Source organism: Pseudomonas sp. Xaverov 83 (assembly GCF_019352905.1).
Classification (GTDB): Bacteria; Pseudomonadota; Gammaproteobacteria; order Pseudomonadales; family Pseudomonadaceae; genus Aquipseudomonas; species Aquipseudomonas yamanorum.
The window spans coordinates 201,100-220,033 of sequence record NZ_JAAAFU010000049.1 but is presented as its reverse complement, the minus strand read 5'-3'; the positions used below and the strand labels follow the sequence as shown (position 1 = coordinate 220,033).

The 18,934-nt window shown below is 51.4% G+C and carries 18 protein-coding genes and 3 pseudogenes; 9 read left to right on the top strand and 12 right to left on the bottom strand.

The features are described 5' to 3' along the window. The first annotated feature begins 216 nt into the window (after positions 1–216). Positions 217–546, top strand: coding sequence for a DUF6124 family protein (locus tag K0H47_RS16575; protein ID WP_219273245.1), 330 nt, complete (start codon positions 217–219; stop codon positions 544–546). A gap of 795 nt (positions 547–1,341) precedes the next feature. Here K0H47_RS16575 and K0H47_RS16570 read toward each other — a convergent pair. The 5 genes from K0H47_RS16570 to yiaY all read right to left on the bottom strand — a co-directional run bounded on the left by K0H47_RS16570 (position 1,342) and on the right by yiaY (position 8,802). Beyond that, on the bottom strand, positions 1,342–3,135 hold the full coding sequence (locus K0H47_RS16570) for an ATP-dependent helicase (RefSeq protein ID WP_177067586.1): 1,794 nt from the start codon (positions 3,133–3,135) through the stop codon (positions 1,342–1,344). Then, the gene (locus tag K0H47_RS16565) at positions 3,122–4,906 is read right to left on the bottom strand and encodes an ATP-dependent endonuclease (protein WP_219273244.1); all 1,785 of its coding nucleotides are present in this window, start codon (positions 4,904–4,906) and stop codon (positions 3,122–3,124) included. Before K0H47_RS16565 ends, K0H47_RS16570 begins: the two co-directional genes overlap by 14 nt. Before the next feature lie 307 nt (positions 4,907–5,213). Continuing rightward, complete coding sequence (locus K0H47_RS16560) at positions 5,214–5,924, bottom strand: retron Ec48 family effector membrane protein (RefSeq protein WP_219273243.1); 711 nt, start codon at positions 5,922–5,924, stop codon at positions 5,214–5,216. After that, positions 5,914–7,092, bottom strand: coding sequence for a reverse transcriptase family protein (locus K0H47_RS16555; protein ID WP_219273241.1), 1,179 nt, complete (start codon positions 7,090–7,092; stop codon positions 5,914–5,916). The genes K0H47_RS16560 and K0H47_RS16555 overlap by 11 nt, the downstream gene beginning before the upstream one ends. Positions 7,093–7,653: 561 nt before the next feature. After that, the gene (yiaY, locus tag K0H47_RS16550; protein ID WP_219273239.1) at positions 7,654–8,802 is read right to left on the bottom strand and encodes an L-threonine dehydrogenase; all 1,149 of its coding nucleotides are present in this window, start codon (positions 8,800–8,802) and stop codon (positions 7,654–7,656) included. A gap of 304 nt (positions 8,803–9,106) precedes the next feature. Here yiaY and K0H47_RS16545 point away from each other — a divergent pair. The 3 genes and pseudogenes from K0H47_RS16545 to K0H47_RS16540 all read left to right on the top strand — a co-directional run. Further along, positions 9,107–9,193, top strand: a pseudogene (locus K0H47_RS16545) (YeeE/YedE family protein); the annotation flags it as partial. A 1-nt stretch (position 9,194) separates the two neighbouring features. Continuing rightward, positions 9,195–9,320: pseudogene (locus K0H47_RS31150) on the top strand (DUF6691 family protein); the annotation flags it as partial. Between the two features lie 47 nt (positions 9,321–9,367). After that, positions 9,368–10,144, top strand: coding sequence for a nucleotidyltransferase domain-containing protein (locus K0H47_RS16540; RefSeq protein WP_219273238.1), 777 nt, complete (start codon positions 9,368–9,370; stop codon positions 10,142–10,144). 224 nt (positions 10,145–10,368) lie between these two features. Here K0H47_RS16540 and K0H47_RS16535 read toward each other — a convergent pair whose 3' ends face one another. Beyond that, positions 10,369–10,668: a hypothetical protein gene (locus K0H47_RS16535; protein WP_017475289.1), complete on the bottom strand. Its 300-nt coding sequence runs from the start codon at positions 10,666–10,668 to the stop codon at positions 10,369–10,371. 247 nt (positions 10,669–10,915) lie between these two features. On the opposite strand from K0H47_RS16535, the gene K0H47_RS16530 reads away from it, so the two are divergent. Next, positions 10,916–11,287, top strand: coding sequence for a VOC family protein (locus tag K0H47_RS16530; protein WP_102605783.1), 372 nt, complete (start codon positions 10,916–10,918; stop codon positions 11,285–11,287). Positions 11,288–11,560: 273 nt separating this feature from the next. Beyond that, positions 11,561–12,091: a glyoxalase superfamily protein gene (locus K0H47_RS16525; RefSeq protein WP_102605784.1), complete on the top strand. Its 531-nt coding sequence runs from the start codon at positions 11,561–11,563 to the stop codon at positions 12,089–12,091. 110 nt (positions 12,092–12,201) lie between these two features. Here K0H47_RS16525 and K0H47_RS16520 read toward each other — a convergent pair whose 3' ends face one another. The 3 genes from K0H47_RS16520 to K0H47_RS16510 all read right to left on the bottom strand — a co-directional run bounded on the left by K0H47_RS16520 (position 12,202) and on the right by K0H47_RS16510 (position 14,119). Next, complete coding sequence (locus K0H47_RS16520) at positions 12,202–12,822, bottom strand: tyrosine-type recombinase/integrase (RefSeq protein ID WP_201139934.1); 621 nt, start codon at positions 12,820–12,822, stop codon at positions 12,202–12,204. A gap of 85 nt (positions 12,823–12,907) precedes the next feature. Then, positions 12,908–13,126, bottom strand: coding sequence for a DDE-type integrase/transposase/recombinase (locus tag K0H47_RS16515; RefSeq protein WP_242488212.1), 219 nt, complete (start codon positions 13,124–13,126; stop codon positions 12,908–12,910). Positions 13,127–13,222: 96 nt separating this feature from the next. Next, entirely contained in the window at positions 13,223–14,119 is an 897-nt protein-coding gene (locus K0H47_RS16510) for an AraC family transcriptional regulator (protein WP_219273236.1), read from the bottom strand. 188 nt (positions 14,120–14,307) lie between these two features. On the opposite strand from K0H47_RS16510, the gene K0H47_RS16505 reads away from it, so the two are divergent. After that, complete coding sequence (locus K0H47_RS16505) at positions 14,308–15,225, top strand: alpha/beta hydrolase (protein ID WP_219273234.1); 918 nt, start codon at positions 14,308–14,310, stop codon at positions 15,223–15,225. A 31-nt stretch (positions 15,226–15,256) separates the two neighbouring features. Continuing rightward, positions 15,257–15,445 (top strand): annotated as a pseudogene (locus tag K0H47_RS31145) (cyclase family protein); the annotation flags it as partial. 32 nt (positions 15,446–15,477) lie between these two features. On the opposite strand, the gene K0H47_RS16500 reads toward K0H47_RS31145, so the two are convergent. Together K0H47_RS16500 and K0H47_RS16495 are read right to left on the bottom strand one after the other, a co-directional pair. Continuing rightward, positions 15,478–16,395, bottom strand: coding sequence for an NADP-dependent oxidoreductase (locus K0H47_RS16500; protein WP_219273232.1), 918 nt, complete (start codon positions 16,393–16,395; stop codon positions 15,478–15,480). 10 nt (positions 16,396–16,405) lie between these two features. After that, entirely contained in the window at positions 16,406–16,879 is a 474-nt protein-coding gene (locus K0H47_RS16495) for a nuclear transport factor 2 family protein (RefSeq protein ID WP_003214505.1), read from the bottom strand. 99 nt (positions 16,880–16,978) lie between these two features. Here K0H47_RS16495 and K0H47_RS16490 point away from each other — a divergent pair, with 99 nt between their 5' ends. Further along, positions 16,979–17,419: an Rrf2 family transcriptional regulator gene (locus tag K0H47_RS16490; RefSeq protein ID WP_003214506.1), complete on the top strand. Its 441-nt coding sequence runs from the start codon at positions 16,979–16,981 to the stop codon at positions 17,417–17,419. Between the two features lie 259 nt (positions 17,420–17,678). On the opposite strand, the gene K0H47_RS16485 is transcribed toward K0H47_RS16490, so the two are convergent. Continuing rightward, entirely contained in the window at positions 17,679–18,521 is an 843-nt protein-coding gene (locus K0H47_RS16485) for a hypothetical protein (protein WP_219273230.1), read from the bottom strand. Positions 18,522–18,934 lie beyond the last annotated feature (413 nt).

Below are 18,934 nucleotides of genomic sequence, written 5' to 3'. Positions count from 1 at the left end.
AAACTCAGTGATCGGGTTTAGTAGCCCGAGGTTTAACTCTAAGAGCATGAGCTTCCTCCATCAGACGTACCCGTCTGTGCTTGATGGTGGCTGTGTGCAGGGCGCCCTCGGGCGCGCCGGCTTCCTTGGAGTTCCCCGGTCTACTAACCTGCGCACAGCTGCCACCCCTTTGTTTAGTAGCCAAGGGGTGATGGCCCAGAATAGGTAATTCCAAGTATGTTCAAGGTAACGCCGAATCCTCCGGGAACTCCCGATTTGAAACTCAACCAAGCCGCGCACCGTGCCTTGGATCACTATCTCAATCCCTCCTCCGCCAAAACCGCCCCGCCGTCGGGTGCGCTGTTCAGTGTGGCTGCTGATGCCAGCAGTGAAAGTCTGATTACCAATAGCTATGAAACCTTCGCCTCGGTCAGCGCGTTGCTGCTTGATCTGTCGGAAGAACTGAGCGGGAAAGACCGTGATGTGGCGTTGGCGATTCACCAGCTTAGTGAGTTGGGGGTGCTGTTGGTGGGTAAGTTGATGGATCGGGAGGTGCCGTGTAGCTGAAATCAGACGTAGTCCAATAGCACTTACCGTTCAGCGCACGCAATCGATTAGCCGCTGGGGCGTTGTAGGCATCTACAGCGGCTCAGCGACGGCACACGTGCCAAGGCACTGCTTTTCTCCGACTATGCTGAATGTCGGCTTTCGGCCAGAAGCTGCCGGTGGTAACGGACAAAAATGGCAAGAAGCTGTCATCGTAAAACAATTACGGACTGATTAGTCATCAGAGTCCGTGGACACAGGGCGCCAGTTATTACCTGGCCCAGTAGGTACGGGACGCCAATGATTGCCAGGGCCCGTTGAGAGGCCGCCACCGGGACCAGTAGAAAGTCCGCCGCCAGGCCCTGTTGAGAGACCACCACCAGGTCCTGTTGAGAGGCCACCACCTGGCCCTGTAGAGAGGCCTCCACCTGGGCCAGTCGAGAGACCACCACCGGGTCCTGTTGAGCAAGGACCACCGGGGCCCGTATAGCCTATACAACCAGCAAAAGCACTTGACGAAGAAAGTAACAGGCCGAATAGCAGGGCAACTTTAATTCTTCCATTCATCATTTTCTTCTTCCCAGTTGTCATATAGATAACATTTCCGGACCGGCTAAATCATCTTAGTTTTATCGACGCGTGACAGGCCATTTGAGTCGATTTCGGCCCATCGTGACAGGCAGAAATCGATCCATTGCGGCCAATCGCAGACGCTGGTGGACAAGTAAACTTTTATTATCCTGCACAGCTTTCGAGTTTCTGTAGTGTGGAAAACTGCGGAGCGCTTTCCGCCAGTGGTCACTCAGATTATCTCGCTTAATCTGCAATAAGCTCCTCAAGAAAGCGCAAACGGCCTGAGTAGTAACGACGGCCACGGTTCTCGTTCCAGCCTGAATACAACATATGCACCTCATCACGAGCACGTGTAAACCCAACATAGAAAAGGCGACGGCTTTCACGAAGATCATTACCTTGAACATTCGTCCAGTGAAAGGAACCTTCATCCAGGCCAAGCATGATTACCACGTCGTATTCGCACCCCTTTGCGGAATGGAGTGTCAACAAATTCAGCTGGTCGGGAGATCCGTCGCGCCCGCCGAGACGTGCCATATCTAGCTCTTGCAGGGTGCCGCCCTCCTGGAACGCTTGAGTCATCGCTTCCACCTGAGCAGCCTGGTCAAGCAAACTGGCATCGGTCGCAATTAAGTTATCAAGAAGCTCTTCGCGTATGGTGCTCACAAAGTAGAGAGCAGATCGGTTTTGTCTATGAGTCCACAGGAACTGAGTTAGCTTCTTACGTTCGACTCGAGCATTGTTGTCTGACAAGCGCAGGCGATGAAATGCCAACCACCGATCAATCAACCCATGTAATAGAGGCGCCGTCTCACGCCACCCTCCTGCACACCATGCTGAACAATCCTCAATCCAGCTCGTAATAGCGCATTTTCGGTAAGGTGCTGAAGTGTCGACTCGGATAAAACTCAATCCTGCTTCGGCAGCTGCACTTGCGACTACATCCCCAATGCCCGCATTCCTATAAAGAATAGCTATGTCACCAACTTGTCGCCCCGGCTTGCTCGCCAAGGCAGCAGGAATGATTTCCTTGATCGCACGACTTGCTTGTTGTGTCAGCCCATCAGGGCACTCAACTATAGCAATATGCGCTTTCCTATCCGGATAGTAAGAACGATAACCTCTCAACTCGCCCAAGGCACGTTCAGATACCCGTACAATGGTCTCAGCGCAACGGTAGTTCACTTCCAATTTCACACATTCGACATCCGGTCGCTCAGCCAGCTCATGTAGCAGGCTAGAGTCAGCACCATTAAAACCATACACCGACTGGTCAGCATCCCCAACTGCAAACAAGCGAACTCCTCCGTCAAACACGAGTCGCTTAACGATGCGGTGTAGGCCTATACCCAGATCCTGATACTCATCAACAGCTAGCATTGGGAAGCGCGCGCTTACGAGCGGCAAGACCCAGTCATGCTGAGCTACTAGCCGTTCCCCGTAGATAACTAGATCCTCAAAGTCGACGAAACCTTCATGGTGCAACGCCTCTTCGTAGGCCTCGGCCAAGGCAGCAAGCTCCGCAACCTCTCGCCATGCTGGTGCTGTCCGATCAAAATGTACGCGCCGGTACTTATCCATATCCATTTTTTTGTAGGTGCGGGTTTCACCGAATAGACGGTTCCTGACCCTCGCGAACACCTGTTGGCAATGATCGGTGGTCGAAATAGTAATTGGATCGGGAAGACCTAAGTTCGCTAACTTCCCATATGGAATTAGCAGATGGCGAAGGCAGAATCCGTGTACCGTACCTATGAATAGACGCGACGACTCACGCAGGCCGAGCAACTCCATTCGTCGGGTAAGTTCACGCGTGCACTCCTGACTGTAGGTGATACAGGCTACTCCGCGTGGTGCTCGCACGTCCTCAGCCAGGACGCGTGCCAATTTGAGTACAAGCGTCTTGGTCTTACCGCTTCCAGGCCCGGCCAAGACAATGCAATGCCTAGTAGACTCATAGGCAGCCCACTGCTGATCGTTGTCGCGCAACTCTCTGGCCTGCGCAAGATAAGCGGTGCTTACGCTACGCAACGGCATTGCGAATATATTCCAGTGCGCGTTGAAAATAAGCGGGACAGGAACGGGCTGTGACGAAAGGCGCAAGCATTTGCGCAAAACGACCTTTACCTATCCGTTCAATCCGCGATAACAGCCTAGTACTATCTAGGGTGTCGGGATTCGCAATCCAACTATCCAATATGGCTTTTGACTTTTGCCGAAGTTCCCACTCACCTTCGAAAATCTCTTTCATAGCTGCACCGAGACCCGAGGTAAATAGCTCGATTTCCAACGTACTATTATTGACGAAATAACCTACTTCCTCAGCCAAAGCAAGTACTTGGTCATCCTCTAGATTGTCGAGGTCGCCATCATCATCTGCAAGCTCAAGCAAACTGATGATGCGCTGCCTAGCAAGCGCGCTCTTTCCTTCAATTGGATCAAGGTCGGTCAAAATAACGTGTGGAATATCAAGCCCGCTGGCTCCAACTAGTTTTATGTACGGAGCGAAGTTGGTTCCGCTTACGGAGCATATAGAGATTCCCAAGACGTCTAGATGAATACCCAGCGCCTCGGCAAATGCCGGGATCAGAAATCGCTCTGCGTCTCCCTCCACGAAAATAACACCACGGGCGAAAAAGAGCTCTCCACGAGTAACATCGATATATCGCTGAAGATCCTCTTCATCCCATTCGTTTAGGGGCGCCTTGGCGGTAGATGTAGCGATAGTCGCGCCGGCATTGTGGCGCAAAAGTACCACTGATCTTATAGGAGCCACGCTGGCAATATGCGGTGAATGAGTGGTCAGAATTGTAGTGAGATTTGAAGTTTGCTTGTTATCGCCAGCCGGCTCAGCACCGAGAAAATAGCGATAAACCAAGCGCTGCACATGGGGGTGTAGATGCGCCTCAGGCTCCTCAATAGCGAAAAAAGTATGGCTTCGCTCGCCCTTGAGGACCAACCGGTCAAGCTCCAAGCTTTTCAAAGCCATAAAAATCAAATTCGCAGTGCCTAGGCTGGCATCTCCTATGGTACGTACGCCATGATCAATGAGAATACGAAGACTTCGGAGTAAAGCATCTACTCTCGTTGGGGCTAAGCCTAATTTTATAGGGACAGTGTGCTTGCTCCCCACTATGTCTAGCAATCGCTTACCGATTCTCTCTGCGGTGCGAACTACCTCGTCACGATCAGCAAGATCAGTCTGTGCCTCACTTACCATTTGCTGAATTTCTTCACGAGCATCGGCATCGAGATCGGAGGTCAGTTCCTCAATCAACGGCCGCAGCGGAGAGCGTCTCCAGCTGGAAAGATCTTTCTCTGCGTCGCGCAAGGCCGCTTGCACATCAAGCGGCATTTGGCGCCGCTGCATCGCTCCAATTGAATTGTCTTCATCGTCGCCACCAAAAATCAAATACTCGTAGTCCGAAAGGCTTTGTGGGGCATCTCCATTCAGTGCGGCCTTGGGCCTGAACCTGTAAGTAATGCGCGCGACGGTTGGCGGACCGATATCGATCAGACTATCGGCCAGAACGGCAATCAAATCTGGATCATCATCGAAGTCCGTTAGTTCAATCGAAACTTCGACTGTAGCACCCAATTTTTCGTCACCAAGGCCATCCCAAAAGTGCTCCAGTCCAAGCTGTCTATCAAGCTCGGAAAGCCCAGGATCCAAAACTAGTTGTAAAGCTCGAAGGAAATTGCTCTTGCCTACTTTGTTCTCCCCAACGATGACAATACTCTCGCCCGTATCGACATCAAGAGAACTGAAATTGGCAAAATTCGTGATGCTCACTCGTGATATATGCATTTAATCCCTTCCTAGCTTCACATTATGCATCGAGCCCAACGCATTTCCCTGCTTGGACATCAGTATCAGCGACTCAATCCAAAACGCCGGTGGGATCGGAAGCTGATGGTGACGGCAGACAACAAAGATCACCGGCCAGAATCACGTATTAATCTGCAAAAGGCTCTCGAAAGCTATACCCATACCAAAAGCTTCGATTATGGTTGCAAGGATCTGCCCCCCCATTCGTCCAAGTTTAGACCGCAAAGCGCTAGGCTATGGTCGTGGGGCCCTAGAGGAAAGCCGTAAAAGCATAATTTGAGCCGCGTTATTGTATGCTACGTATGTAGTCCCTTGACTTGCTTCTAAGGCTGACCTCAATATTTGTAAACTGTTGATTTATACTGTCTATAAAAGAAAATATTTTGGGCTCAAGCATCATCAACACTTCCTCAGTTGGCTCTTCTACAGCTATCCCCAAAGAGTGGAAGTACGCCAACATATTCCTGCAATGCTCTTCAATTGATCGCATATCACCAGGAATAAAATTTGCTTGAGTTTCTGCGATCTGCCGTTCAATACTGTTGATAATAATATCGTATGACTCGGAGGGAATGAAATATGCCTCAGCCGATAGGGGGAATAAAAAACCATAGTATTTGTTGGCGTTGAAATTTTCTTGCCTTATGCCAGAGTTATGTTGCGCTACCAGCCCCGAAGTAAAAGCTTTGAATTCAGAGTGCTTTTGAAAATGTCGGTTGTTTTTTTCTGCCTTTACAGAATTTACATAAGTCAATATGGCGGTTGCCGCTCCGATTGCAGTGAATGCATACGTTCCAAACTCAACGCCGATTTTGAAGATCTTTATAGGTTCTTGAAAAGCTTTTGCAGCGAAATCAAAACATCCAGGTGAGAAACAAAATTCTAGAGAGTTATTATGAGCTATTAATAGAGTCAAAAATATAGATATGAGTGTGATTGCGCACAAAACCGTTGCGGAAAAAACGGTTATTAAAAAAAAGCATCCTTTATAGTTCATGTTCAGCTTTGCTTTTTGTCGGAGTTAGCACTTTCAATTCCCCCCATATTTTTTTTGCCTCATGCTTATAAACCCTCTGCAATAATATCAATCTGTGCCGAAGGCGATGATATCGCTTCATGTAAAGTGGAGTACTACAAAAAACGTCGTAGTCCCTCATTAAAGTAGAAAGCATAGTGAGGCAGCGCCGAATATCTTTTTGGGACGGAAGGGGCAATATGGATTTTAGTTCTAGTCGATGTTTTTTATATCTCGGGTGTCCTGTGCGCGCCAGCTTATTAACTCGACCAGATATGCTTTCATAACGTTTTCTATAGTCAAAGCTCGTCCTCGCATTGGGTTCTCGCGAAAGAATTTTTAGGTTGTTGACCGCAGCCCGGATCGCCCTGATCTCATCTCGCGGAAGCTGGGGGGTTTCCTTGTTAACTCTCAGTCCATGAATTTTGAAAGCGGTTGTTGAAATTGACTCTATACTTGTTTTCGCTTCGTTTACTTTGAATCCTGCGTGCTCGATCATTGATACAATAGTGAATTTGGCTTTATTTAAATCTTTATCCTGTATCGATGATGACACAGTGATATCATCAGTTAATCGAGTGTAACTTAGTTTTTGCCGCTCTAGTCCTTTAACGATCTGTCCTTCGACGTCAAAAAAACACAAGTTTGCTATAAAGCTAGATGTCGGTGCTCCTTGTGGTACAACTCCCTCTCTAGTGCAAATATCTGCTAGTGCTTCAGATACTTCGTCGGAATAAAAAAATAACTCATTGAAAATTTTGTATACTAAATCATAATCTATAAAGTCAAAAAATGAAGTTATATCAATTTTTAATATCGTCTTGGCTTTACAATGTTGTTGTGCGCAGGATATATAATCCCGTGGGTGTTCTGGATCAGAAATTGAACCGTAAAGGTACGTAGGGTATCTGATTTGATTGAATAGCCTGTTTTTTATTCTGCGCTGAAATTTCCTTACGAGTGGATGAGGGTCGAAAACGATCCTGTCATCTCCATTCTTTTTTTTAAGATGTAATGGCGTGTATCGATTTTTTTCTTCTAAATTTTGAATGCTCTCATACTCGGCCTCACTAAGGCCTAGTGCCGCAAGCAAATTATCTATTGAAAAAATTGATTCATTGGTGGTTTTCTTGGGGGCATATTCATCCATGCTGCTTGATGATCCTTTAATGTATTAGTCCGCTGCCTTCTCGCGAAGGAAAAGAGCAGAGATGCGTACGTTTGAGCAACCCGAAACTGGCTTGCCTCTACCCTACGAGCGGAGCTAATCATTGAGATGGTATCGTCGGTGCGGATTGGTTCCTTGCCGCCGCCAGCCCACTTGGTAATACCTAAAATCAGGCACCACCGCCGTTTCCATTTAAGGACACAGCAAGGTATCTCGGGATTTTCTGCTCAAGTGCAACATATGAGCGAAACGCTCATGCCAAATTGACATTACCGCATTCATATTTTCTGTTCAATTGGCTTTTTATACCTTAAGTGAATAACAGGGCGGTTATTCCAATCTTATTAGGTTTTCGAAGTTTTAAGAGAGCCGCCGTCAGACTCATGCCTGTCGTCGGTCGTCCGCTTTTGGCAGACAGTAGCCCCCTCGTGACAGACCGCCGGCCAGCCAGTGAGCCACTCCAACCCTATCGGCGAACAAAACCAAAACACCCCGCACTTCAACCAAAGGCGGGGCGTTCTCTCCAGCATCACTTCACATCAATCACATCGCCGTATGAAAAATCTGCTCAATCTCATCCTGATTGGCAGGACGCGGATTGGTAAAACCGCAGGCGTCTTTCATGGCGTTGGTTGCCAGGGTCGGAATATCGTCAGCCTTCACACCCAGCTCAACGAGGCCGCTCGGAATCCCCACATCCGCAGACAGTTTACGGATGGCCGTGATAGCCGCCGCCGCACCCTTCTCCGCATCCAATTGCTGAGTCTCAACCCCCATCGCATGAGCGATATCCTTAAACCGGGCCGGGCATACGCTGGCGTTGAAGCTCGACACATGGGGCAGCAGGATCGCATTGCACACGCCGTGAGGCAGGTCGTAGAACCCGCCCAGTTGGTGCGCCATGGCGTGTACATATCCCAGCGAAGCATTGTTGAAGGCCATGCCGGCAAGGAATTGCGCGTAGGCCATGTTTTCCCGGGCGGTCATGTTGTCACCCTGGGCAACGGCGGTGCGCAGGTTGGCCGAGATCAGTTCGATGGCCTTGAGTGCGCAGGCATCGGTGATCGGCGTGGCCGCGGTCGACACGTAGGCTTCGACGGCGTGGGTCAGTGCGTCCATGCCGGTGGCGGCGGTCAGGCCTTTGGGCATGGCGGCCATCAGCGAAGGGTCGTTGACGGATAACAGGGGCGTGACGTTGCGGTCGACGATGGCCATTTTCACGTGGCGAACTTCGTCGGTGATGATGCAGAAACGGGTCATTTCACTCGCCGTGCCGGCGGTGGTGTTGATGGCGATCAGTGGCATTTGTGGTTTGGCGGATTGGTCCACGCCTTCGTAGTCGCTGATGTGCCCGCCGTTGGCGGCGCACAGGGCAATGCCCTTGGCGCAGTCATGGGGTGAACCGCCGCCCAGGGAAATAATGAAATCACAGTCGCTGCGGGCCAGCAGTTCCAGGCCCTTCTCCACGTTGCTGACGGTCGGATTCGGTTTGGCGCCGTCAAACAGGGTGGAGTCGATGTCTTGCTGGGCCAACAGGCCAGCGACCTTGGCCGCCGCGCCGGCTTTGGCCAGGCCGGCATCGGTGACGATCAAGGCTTTGCGGAATCCGTACTTGCGGATTGCGAGCATCGCCTCGTCGAGGCTGCCAATGCCCATCATGTTCACGGAAGGAATGAAGAAGGTGCTACTCATGATAAATCCTCTTTTTATTATGGAGACACGGGAGTCAGTGAGGTTTTCTACTCATCTCGCAGGTGATGCGGCGCGTCTTGTTGTCATCGTTGACGATCACAAAGCTGAGCCTAAACCTATGGCGTCAGACCGAAATGGTCCTTTAGCGGGCATTGCCACCTCCTTTAGTACTGGAAGCAGGGCTTCACCATTCCATGGGGGGCGGCAGCAAAATCTGACTTGCACAGACCCAGACCCGCGCGGATGGTTATGATGGTTCGCTGATCAACAGCCCTCACCCACTCTCCTGTGCAGGAACTGCAAAATGAGCATTGATTGGATCAACTTCACGCCTTGGGCTTCATTAGGCGGAGGCGCCTTGATCGGGCTGGCCGTCAGCGTGTTTGTTCTCGGGTATCTGCCCTGGGCCTGCGGTCGCCATTCTGTTTACCGGGCACTGGCAAATTCTCATCTTTGTAGTGGCGATGCTGGCGGGTATGTATGTGTTTTCCAGCCTGGAAGGCCGGCGCACGTCTTGATGGGGTTTGACCCCGATTTTCACTGAGCACCACTCACGGACGGCTTCATGGAACGACTCCAACCTCGTGGCATTGATGCGGACGGTTATATCCTCACCGTGTCCAACGTCGAGATGCAGCCACAGTTTCAGGCTTTGCTGACGGACGTTTGCATGACGCTCGCGCAGCCGGAACCTGTGCTGGACGGGATTTATATTTATGGCAGTGTCGCTAGAGGCGACGCCGTGCCGGGGGTTTCCGACCTTGACCTAACCCTTATTCTGCACAGTCCTCCTACGTCGCAGGATCTGGAAATGCTGGAGTCGAAAAGGCGCACGCTGGAAAGTCGGCATGCCGAAGTCACCAAGATCGATTTCGATATCGGTAGTCGTGCTGAGGTATTGGCACCTGACAATCGATTGAGCTGGGGGTATTGGCTCAAGCATCACTGTCGTTGCTTATGGGGCAATGATCTGACCCAACGCTTCGACCGGTCCAAGCCGTCGCGCAATATCGCCATTGCTGTGAATGGTGACTTTGAATCCGTACTGACCCGGTATGCCGACCTTATCGACCAGGCGACCATACCGACGCAATCGCTACGCTTGCAGCGCGAAGCTTCGCGCAAACTCATCCGGTCAACTCAAGTGCTTCGCTCTGAACAGGACCTGATGTGGCCGCAAACACTGGAAGAGCTGGTAGAGCAGTTTGTTCAGCATTACCCGAGTATGAGGATGCAGATCTCTTTTTTCTTGTCCCAGGCAAGGAACCCGGATGCCAAGCCGAAGAAGTTTACGACTCAGCTCCATCGTTTTTTGACCTGGATGGCTGCACAAACCGGTTGAATCCATAACGCGCCTATGAAATCAGGGGCGATTCATGTACCCACAGACGGGTTATCACGCATGCCACTACCGCGAAATTCGATATCCATAACCCGTTGGCTGCTCCATGGAGTTGCTGAATTGAGTGAGTCATCTAAGCGATCCAGGATCCTCATCGAAAGATACGCCTCCAAGCGACAACAGGCCTTGGATCAACTCCCCCTGAATGACCGATACCCCTTTTCTTATTGATGAGTATCAGCCTCCTCTGCGGGGTAAAACTCGCCCTCCTTCCCCATTTTTTTCAGCCGTTCGCGCACAATTACCTCGACACTGGCTACGGCGGTTTGATCGTCAGGGTTGACCAACTGCAAGCACAGGCGTTGGACATTCTGATCGTGGGTGCCCTCGCTCATCATCTCGTGGGTGAAGACTTGTTCGCCACGCCATAGGCATAGCTGGGTATGCGTCTCGCCAAGCCATATTTCATTGATTGATCCAAGGTCGGTGGTCTCTAGTTGATCGACGGTGATTGTCTTATCCATTGCGCTGTACCTTACCCATGAGTAGATACAGGTAGACTTACCGGCATAGCGGGTCGTTCCACGCGTTGGCAGTTCAACCGGGCTAATGGTGGTTAAGCACGTGATGCTGCCTGCTCAACGATGGCATGCAGCTTACGGAACGACCGGCTGCTATCGGCCAGAAGCGGCCACTCGACAATCGAACGGCAAGCATCGAAGATGCCCTGATTCTCAAATCTCATCGTCAGCAGTAATCAAGGAAGAAAATATGGAACCGTTACTTAATCGGATAATGTTGTATGTGAGAGACGTCCAAGCTACCTGCGATTTTTATGAGCGTCATTTCGGCTTTGTCAGTGAAAGACATGCCGATGATCGCGTCGTCGAATTGAAGTCGGCAAACGGCGGGGCGATTCTGATGGCTCATCAAGCAGCGAAAAGCGTTAAAACAGGACAAGTTACAGTCAAGCTTATCTTTGATATCAAGGACGTCGAGAGTTTCAAAGAACAGTGCATGGCACAAGGCCTGAAATTTGGAGCGACGCACAGGGCGGACGGCTATTCATTTGCTAACGCTAAAGATCCGGACGGCAATTCTATTTCTATCTCCAGTAGAGCGTTTGCTGCACCTGATGCCTAAGTGCGACGTGCTTTGGAACGGTGGCGAGGTTACCTTGGGCCGATTGCATCCACAGCCAAAAGCGGACTGATGATTCGCGCCGGAGACATGCAACCGGGAGAACTTTCGCTGACGGGAGCCGCTGTGTATCATCAGCGCGGGCTGATGCTGCCCGCCGCTCGCATCCGAAAGGATAGGTGAAAGCATTTCTTCTCTTCCCAAATCCTGTCGCATCTCTTGAGAGTCGAGGTTTGGCAACGCGAGCACCAAAATGCCTCGGCTACAGGAGGAACGATGTTTTCAATCGAACAAGCCAAGCAGATGGCCAAGAGGCTGCGTGCCTCGCTAGAGTCGCGCAATCAAGCAGTGACTCACTCAACGGCTCTAGAAACGGTAGCGCACCAGCTGGGCTACAAGGACTGGAACACCGCGTCAGCCATGTTACCCCTGGAAGATACCCAACCCGCGATTACATTCGACAAAGCCATCCCGATTTTGCGGATGTTTGACGAAACCAAGGCGCGTGAGTTCTATCTTGATTTTCTAGGTTTTAGCGTCGAATTCGAGCACCGATTCGAAGCTGACCTACCGCTGTATTTGGGGATAAACCGAAACGGTTTGCAGCTCCATCTTTCTGAACATCATGGCGATGCGAGCCCGGGATCCACGATATTTGTTCCGATGCAAAATATCGAACTGCTGCGGGACGAGTTACAGGGCAAACGCTACGGAAATGGACGCCCGGATATTGTTCAGCAGGACTGGGGCAAAGTTCTGGAAGTCTATGACCCATTCGGCAATCGAATCCGGTTCTGCCAAAGCTGATCCTAGTTTGCGGGCTGGGGAGACCCAGTCCGCTTTAGGTCGGTTGAGACCTTTTCACCACCGGCTGCTATGGGTCGGATAGCGACGGTATCCCTCCCGCCGCCAAGAGTTCATACCTCGGTCTGCTCAGAAATCTCCAGAGCATCGTCTACCTCAATACCTAGGTAGCGTATCGTGCTTTCCAGCTTGGTATGGCCGAGGAGCAGCTGCACCGCTCTCAAATTTTTGGTTCTTCTGTAGATCAGCGTCGCTTTGGTTCGGCGCAACGTATGTGTACCGTATAAAACTGGATCGAGACCTATTGAAGCCACCCACGCCTTGACGATACGGGCGTATTGCCGCGTAGACAGGTGCTCGGAATCTCGAATGCGACTGGGAAACAAAAAATCGTCGCCTTTGAGATGTGCGATCCGCATCCAGGATTCCAGCGCCTTTCGAGTCTGTTCCATTATCTCGAACTGAACCGGCCGTTTAGTCTTTTGCTGCATGACAATTACGCGAGGCGCGACGTGCTGGCCGTGGGAGATGTCGCTAACCCGCAGCTTGGTCAGATCGCACGCACGTAGTTTGCTGTCGATGGCCAGATCGAAGAGCGCCTCGTCTCTGCTTTTGCCCGTTATCTGGAGCCTGACCCGGATTTCCCAGATGTCTCTGAGACGGAGCGGAGCTTTCTGCCCTATCAACTTTCCTTTGTTCCAAGGATTTTTCGATTGGAAGGCTGTACTAGGCATGATGTGTCCTCCGTATGTGTGGAGAGACAAGCATGGACCCCATAGGCAAAGGATCGGGCGCTAACCGATCCTTTGCAGCCGGTCGTCAGCCCACGATCCGGCGGGCGTACAAATCCAGAACCGCCGCGAAATACAGCCACCGCTTACCGACCTTGATATACGTCACGTCCCCGCACCACACTTGATTGGCCGCCGTGACATCAAACTTGCGCTTGAGGACGTGCGGCGCCACCAACGCCTCAACGCCGGGCGATTTGTACTTATGGCGCCGGCGCTGACGACTGGCGATACCAGCTTCGCGCATCAAGCTGCGGGCCATGTATCGCCCGACACGATGTCCATTAGCTTACAGCTCTTTGGCCAAGGTGCGTGTACCAATGCTACGGAGGATTGCTGGATGTTAGTCACTCTCAATTTTTCTGAGTATTTTCCCATCCTCACGTGGAGGTCGTCCGAACAAACGGTGGTATTCACGACTGAACTGAGAAGGACTCTCGTAGCCGACCGCAAGACCTATATCCGCTATCCCTCTCAAGGAAGAGGCCAACAGTGATCGAGCCATTTGGAGTCGAACATGCTTTTGGAATTGAATAGGACTTAATGATGTCGCCGCTAGGAAATGCCGATAAAACGACGTAGTACTCATACCTGCTACGTCTGCCAACTTCTCTATTCGGATGGTCTGTGCGTAGTGGTCTCTGATCCATTTAATCGCTCGTGCGATCTGCATCGTTCGGCTGTCAGCAAGACCAAGCTGCCGGACCATTGCACCTTGTTCCCCGTTAATGAGGCGCCACAGAATTTCGCGTTCAATTGACTGCGCTAAAATTGGAATGTCGTTTGGTTTATCTAAAAGCCTTATGAGCCGGACAACGGGATCAAGTAAATCATCACTTAATTCACTTACAGCAATACTGGACTGCTCACCTTTCATTTTTTGTGGCGCGCTGCTTTCTAGCAACAACGAAGCTATTGCTTCGGGCCTCAGGACTAATCCAAGGCCCAGCAGTGGTTCCTCTTCGCTTGCCTGTATCACATTGGAGCTAAGCGGCAAATCGACCAGGTAAATCAGATACTGCCCTGTGGCATATCGAAATACCTGCTCGCCTAGGGCGACCTGTTTAGCGCCCTGTACCACGAGGGCCAGGGCGGGTTCGGCGATGTGGCGGACTGGCTGCGTCGGCGCGGAATAGCTCGATAACACGACGTTTGGCAGCGCGGGTCGAGCAGCGTGCGATGCGGCATGGCGAAGGATGAGTTGCTTCAACTCGTCCAGCAAACTTGTGTTCTTTTTCATGACGAAACTCTACCTCGCCGGCAAACGATGCGTACCCGATGAAATCACATTTGGAAGGATTGTGCAGATGAATGGCAGCTTCAGGCTACCTCTGAAATTGCCTGGCATTGTTCAATTGCGTCAATGCCAGTCGCCAGGCTTTAGGCAGCACGTTCACTCCAGCAATTAAGCCGGTAAGGAGTTTCAACATGAAGCAAAAAATCGTTACTTTCGAAAGTGCCGGGCTCAACCTCGTGGGCAATCTTTACAGCTCAGATGGCTTGGCGAGCGGGCCACAAGCGGCAGTTGTAGTGGTGCATCCTGCCAGCGGCGTCAAAGAACAAACCGCTGCCTTATATGCCCGTCACCTCGCAGAGCAGGGTTTTATTACGCTCGCGTTCGACGCAGCTTACAGCGGTGAAAGTGCGGGTGAGCCGCGTGGTTTGGAAGATCCGGCACATCGCATTGAGGATATTAAGTCTGCAGTTTCATTCATGAGCGTTCGTGATGACGTTGATTCAGAGCGAATTGGCCTGCTGGGTATTTGCGCCGCTGGCGGGTATGTGATTCCGGCCACCGCGACCGACCATAGAGTTAAAGCTGTCGCTATGGTTAGTGGCGTCAGTATTGGCGAATTCTTCCGGGTGGGTTATGACGGGAAGCAGCCTCCTGAGGTTCTCAAGATGATGCTGGATAGTGCTGCGAAGGCACGTACTGCCCAAGAGCGCAGCGAGGGGACACAAACCTTCCCGATTTTTCCGTCTGATGAAGCGGCGGCCCGCACGCTCGGTCAGTACGTATACGAAGGATGGGAGTACTACTGCACTCCTCGTGCTTATCATCCGCGATCTACTAAACAGATGCCTTGGGTCAGCGTCGACAAGATGGCGCTATTTGAGGGTTTCCGCTTCATCGACAGGGTTGCACCACGTCCCTTGCTAGCCATTGTAGGAACGGAAGCCGCCACCAAGTGGATGACGGAAGAGGCTTTCCCCAGGGCAGGAGAGCCGAAGGAGTTACTTTGGGTAGAAGGTGCGAGTCACGTCGATCTCTACGACAAAGAGCAGTACGTAACGCCAGCGATAGCGAGGCTCACCGAGTTCTATCGAAAAAATCTGCTGGTTTGAGTATTTTTCCGCTTGCGGCTACTGGTCCTATGGGGACAGTTCCCTGATATGGGAAGGGCACAAGGCTGGACGGGAGATCGGCTACGGACAGATGGAGAAACTCTCTAATCTGGAAACGTTGCCGGCCCACGGCTTTGAGGTCTCGTGTTTCCCCTACAAGATTAAACACGCCTCGGCCGGTTTTGTGAGGGCGGTTGCCATCTTTGAGGAGGGTGTGTGAGCAGTGACCCTCCACGAGTCCATCCGATGCTGTCAGGTAAAACCTGGAACTAGGACTAATCTTCCTGGTCCGCAGGTCCTTGCCTTCAGCACGTCCTGTGCGAGTGCGGCATCTGCCAAGACAAACGAGGCTGCAACCGTCACTCTTAGAGCTCCGGCTTCAACCAGGTCGACAAGTCGTGCGAGAATCTCAGTATCGTGTCGGGCGAAAACTGTACTTATTCCGGGGCCGCTGTCCGCTATTGAGCAGACTCTTGCATTTGGGGCAGCAGCCATAGCCTTCGCCAACCTGCCGTGGCCGGCGCAATCCACGATGGCCGTCACGTCTGTGGATGTGTGCCTTCTGAGTTCGGCGACATCATTCGACAGCATGGGTTCTGCTTCGAGCGACCTCACATAGGCGTGGTGTTGGGCAGAAGCGCTGCCAATGACGGTAGCGCCTGAGAGCACCGCGAGTTGGGTCGCCAGCGAGCCTACGCCTCCTGATGCACCGAGCACTAGAACGGTATCTGCTTCGAACACACGCAACGTTTCAATCACCGCACGATAGGCCGTCAGACCGGCAAGTGGCAGTCCGGCTGCTTCGGCCCATGACACGTTCTTCGGCTTTCGCCATAAGCGTTCCACGGGCACGCTCACCAGTTCGGCATAGGTGCCGTTATGCAAGATGTCTTGATGCGTATAGGCGATGACTTCATCACCTGGTTGGAACTCGACTACCCCGGCCCCCACACGCTCGACGATGCCGGCAAGGTCCCATCCAGGTACTACCGGAAACCAGGTCTCCATGAAGCGCTCGCCAAAACCGGCCTGTAATGCGATATCGGCCGGGTTGACGGTCGCGGCTTTCATTCGCACGATCACTGAGTTCTGCGACAGCTTCGGTTCTGGCAAATCACCGTATTGGAGGACTTCCGATCCTCCGAAGCCACTATAAAAAACACCCTTCATAGTACTTCTCCTAGAAGGCATACGGGATGTCGTGATAAATGCGCATGTGCGCGATCATCCAACGCCCATCGACTTTCTGCAGGATCGGCCGGTAGTAGCCACTCTCGATCGGGGTGATAGTGCCTTGCGCGCCAAACGCCCCTTGCGGCCAACCGTCTTCGGGCTTTTCTGCGCCGACGACGTTGAACACTACAAAATGAACGTCCAGCGTTCCGGTGTTGCCATTCACTTCGATGAGCGGGTCATGGGTGGTGTGGTGGCTCCAACCCCGTGGTGGATGGGGCTTCATCATCGTGGTAACAGCTGCGCCAATGGCCTGCGATCCGGCCAACTCGCCAAAAAGCTCAGGCGTACCTGCATTGTTGTAGAAAACCTCGACCTTGGCATCGGGTAGGAAGAGGTTGCTCATGGACGCGCCGTCTCGGTAATCAGCCGCCCTGACATAGCGCGCCATGACCTGCTGAATTTCACGTTCTTCGGACATCGGAGTTCTCCTTGGGGATAATGTGTGCCCATAGAAATACATCCATCGCGACATATATGCAACAATAATGGATGCATATTAAAATGTCAGGAGTCGTAAATGATCGATGTCCGTTTCCCAACGGCCTTGCAGATGATGCTCAGCCTGGCGCTGGCTCAGGCCGAAGGCGTCGAACGCTTGAGTTCTGCTCAATTGGCTGTGGGGGTCGATTCCAATCCGACCTTTGTCAGACGATTGTTGGTGCCCTTGATTCAGGCGGGCCTTGTTCACTCGACTATGGGGCGAGACGGGGGGGTGAGCCTTGGTGTTGACGCCACTGCGATCACGCTCCGCGATATCTACAAGGTGTCGATGGGGGGCAAGAAGCTGTGGGTCGGGCGCAGCGATATCCCTCACCGCTGTCTCGTCAGTTGTAATGTTGAACGGTTCTTTGGGAATTTGGCTGACGAAGTCGATGAGTCGGTGTCGCGTTTGTTGGGTGGGCGGACACTGGCCGATGCGCTTCAGGAACTTCGCAGCCTCGATACGCAGCGTACGTAGGTGGCGAACCGGGACGCCAGCGCCATGAACTCAGCGTCCGCTGGATCGATACCGAGGAACTACGCAAGGCATTGCTGGCGATAGGATGCACTAAAGAGCAGCGCTAACTGTTCACTTGCCCAATGAGTGAATCGCTAACCGGCCAAAAGCGGACTTTGTACCAAAATCGTCGCTTGACCAAAACCGGGAGTTCAATACACCTACTAAATCGGATTTAATTCACTCGACGGAAATTATATTACAAGGCTTTTTTACTAGCCTATCTATCCTTTGAAATTAAATCCAGAGACTCATTGACGGCCTCTTCCATTTCCTTCCATTGTGAATCTAGATGCTCTTGAAGGATCTCAATCTGCTCTGTAAGTCCTAGATCCCTACGAATTGCAATCATTAGGGGGGGGTGCTGCTCACCGATAATCTTTAATTCAAGCATCACCATCTTCACATACTCGACGTGATGCAGATGAAAGGCTGCCCATGCTGCGGCACGTTGATCAGCATACTTCTTTGCTTGTGAGCTACTATAATCGTAGGCATTATTCAGCGCGGCCATTTGTGCTTGATCAGGCTGACCAGACTCTACAAGAAGGCGTTGCTTCTCCAATACTCTATCTACTTCCGCAGCCGCAACGTCATAGGCGCGATCGTTAATGTTTATTTCAATTTTAATGTCATTAAGCGGTCCTAGCTTTGCCAGCAGTCGCATCGTTAAAATCCCGTAAGCTGCCACCAGTTTGCTAGCGAGAATTGATGTTTTCGGTTCTGCTATCAGCTGCAGCTTAGATGCTGCAGCGTAAAAATCTTGCAGATCATTTGTTGGATTTGAATTAACAAAATCAGCTTGCGCGAGTGCCACCAGCTTCGCATTCACACGATTAAGTTCTTCAATCGTCTTAAGATATACATCTCTGCGAAGAACGGATGTGCGCTCTTTGGCTTTCTCTTTAGCATCATGGTCAAGTTGAATTTTTAAGCGTTTAGTATTGCTCCCATTGGACAGCATCACACCTATAAAGGTCAGCAAAGAAGCAATAATCCCAGACCAAACAACATCGGGAACCAATCCTAGAAACCTAAAAAATTCGCTTAGCGCAGCATCCATACCTATCACCCGGATAAAAAATAAGTCTCTCGCTCATGATAGACTATATAAATATCTTAAAAATACTATCGATTTACTCCTGAGAAATTGAAATTTATAATCCAGTGAGAGAGCATTATCGATAATGGTCAATGTCTGTTTCTAGCCGCCCTTGTGGGCAGAAGCCGTCAGTCAAATATTGGGCCTAGACCTAAAGGACTCTACTCTAAAGATACCTGCTCTCTCGTTCGAATCCTCCTAGTTTATGGCCATATCCGAATGACTGCTTCTGGCCGAAAGCGGTCTTTCGCGAACAGCCGTTCTCGAACATCACGAATTATTCAACTTATCTCAATATTGTTGGGACAAAAGCGATCTATTCCAAATCCATAAATCCATCCCTTTCCGACCTAGTTGCCGAAAACACGCTGGGA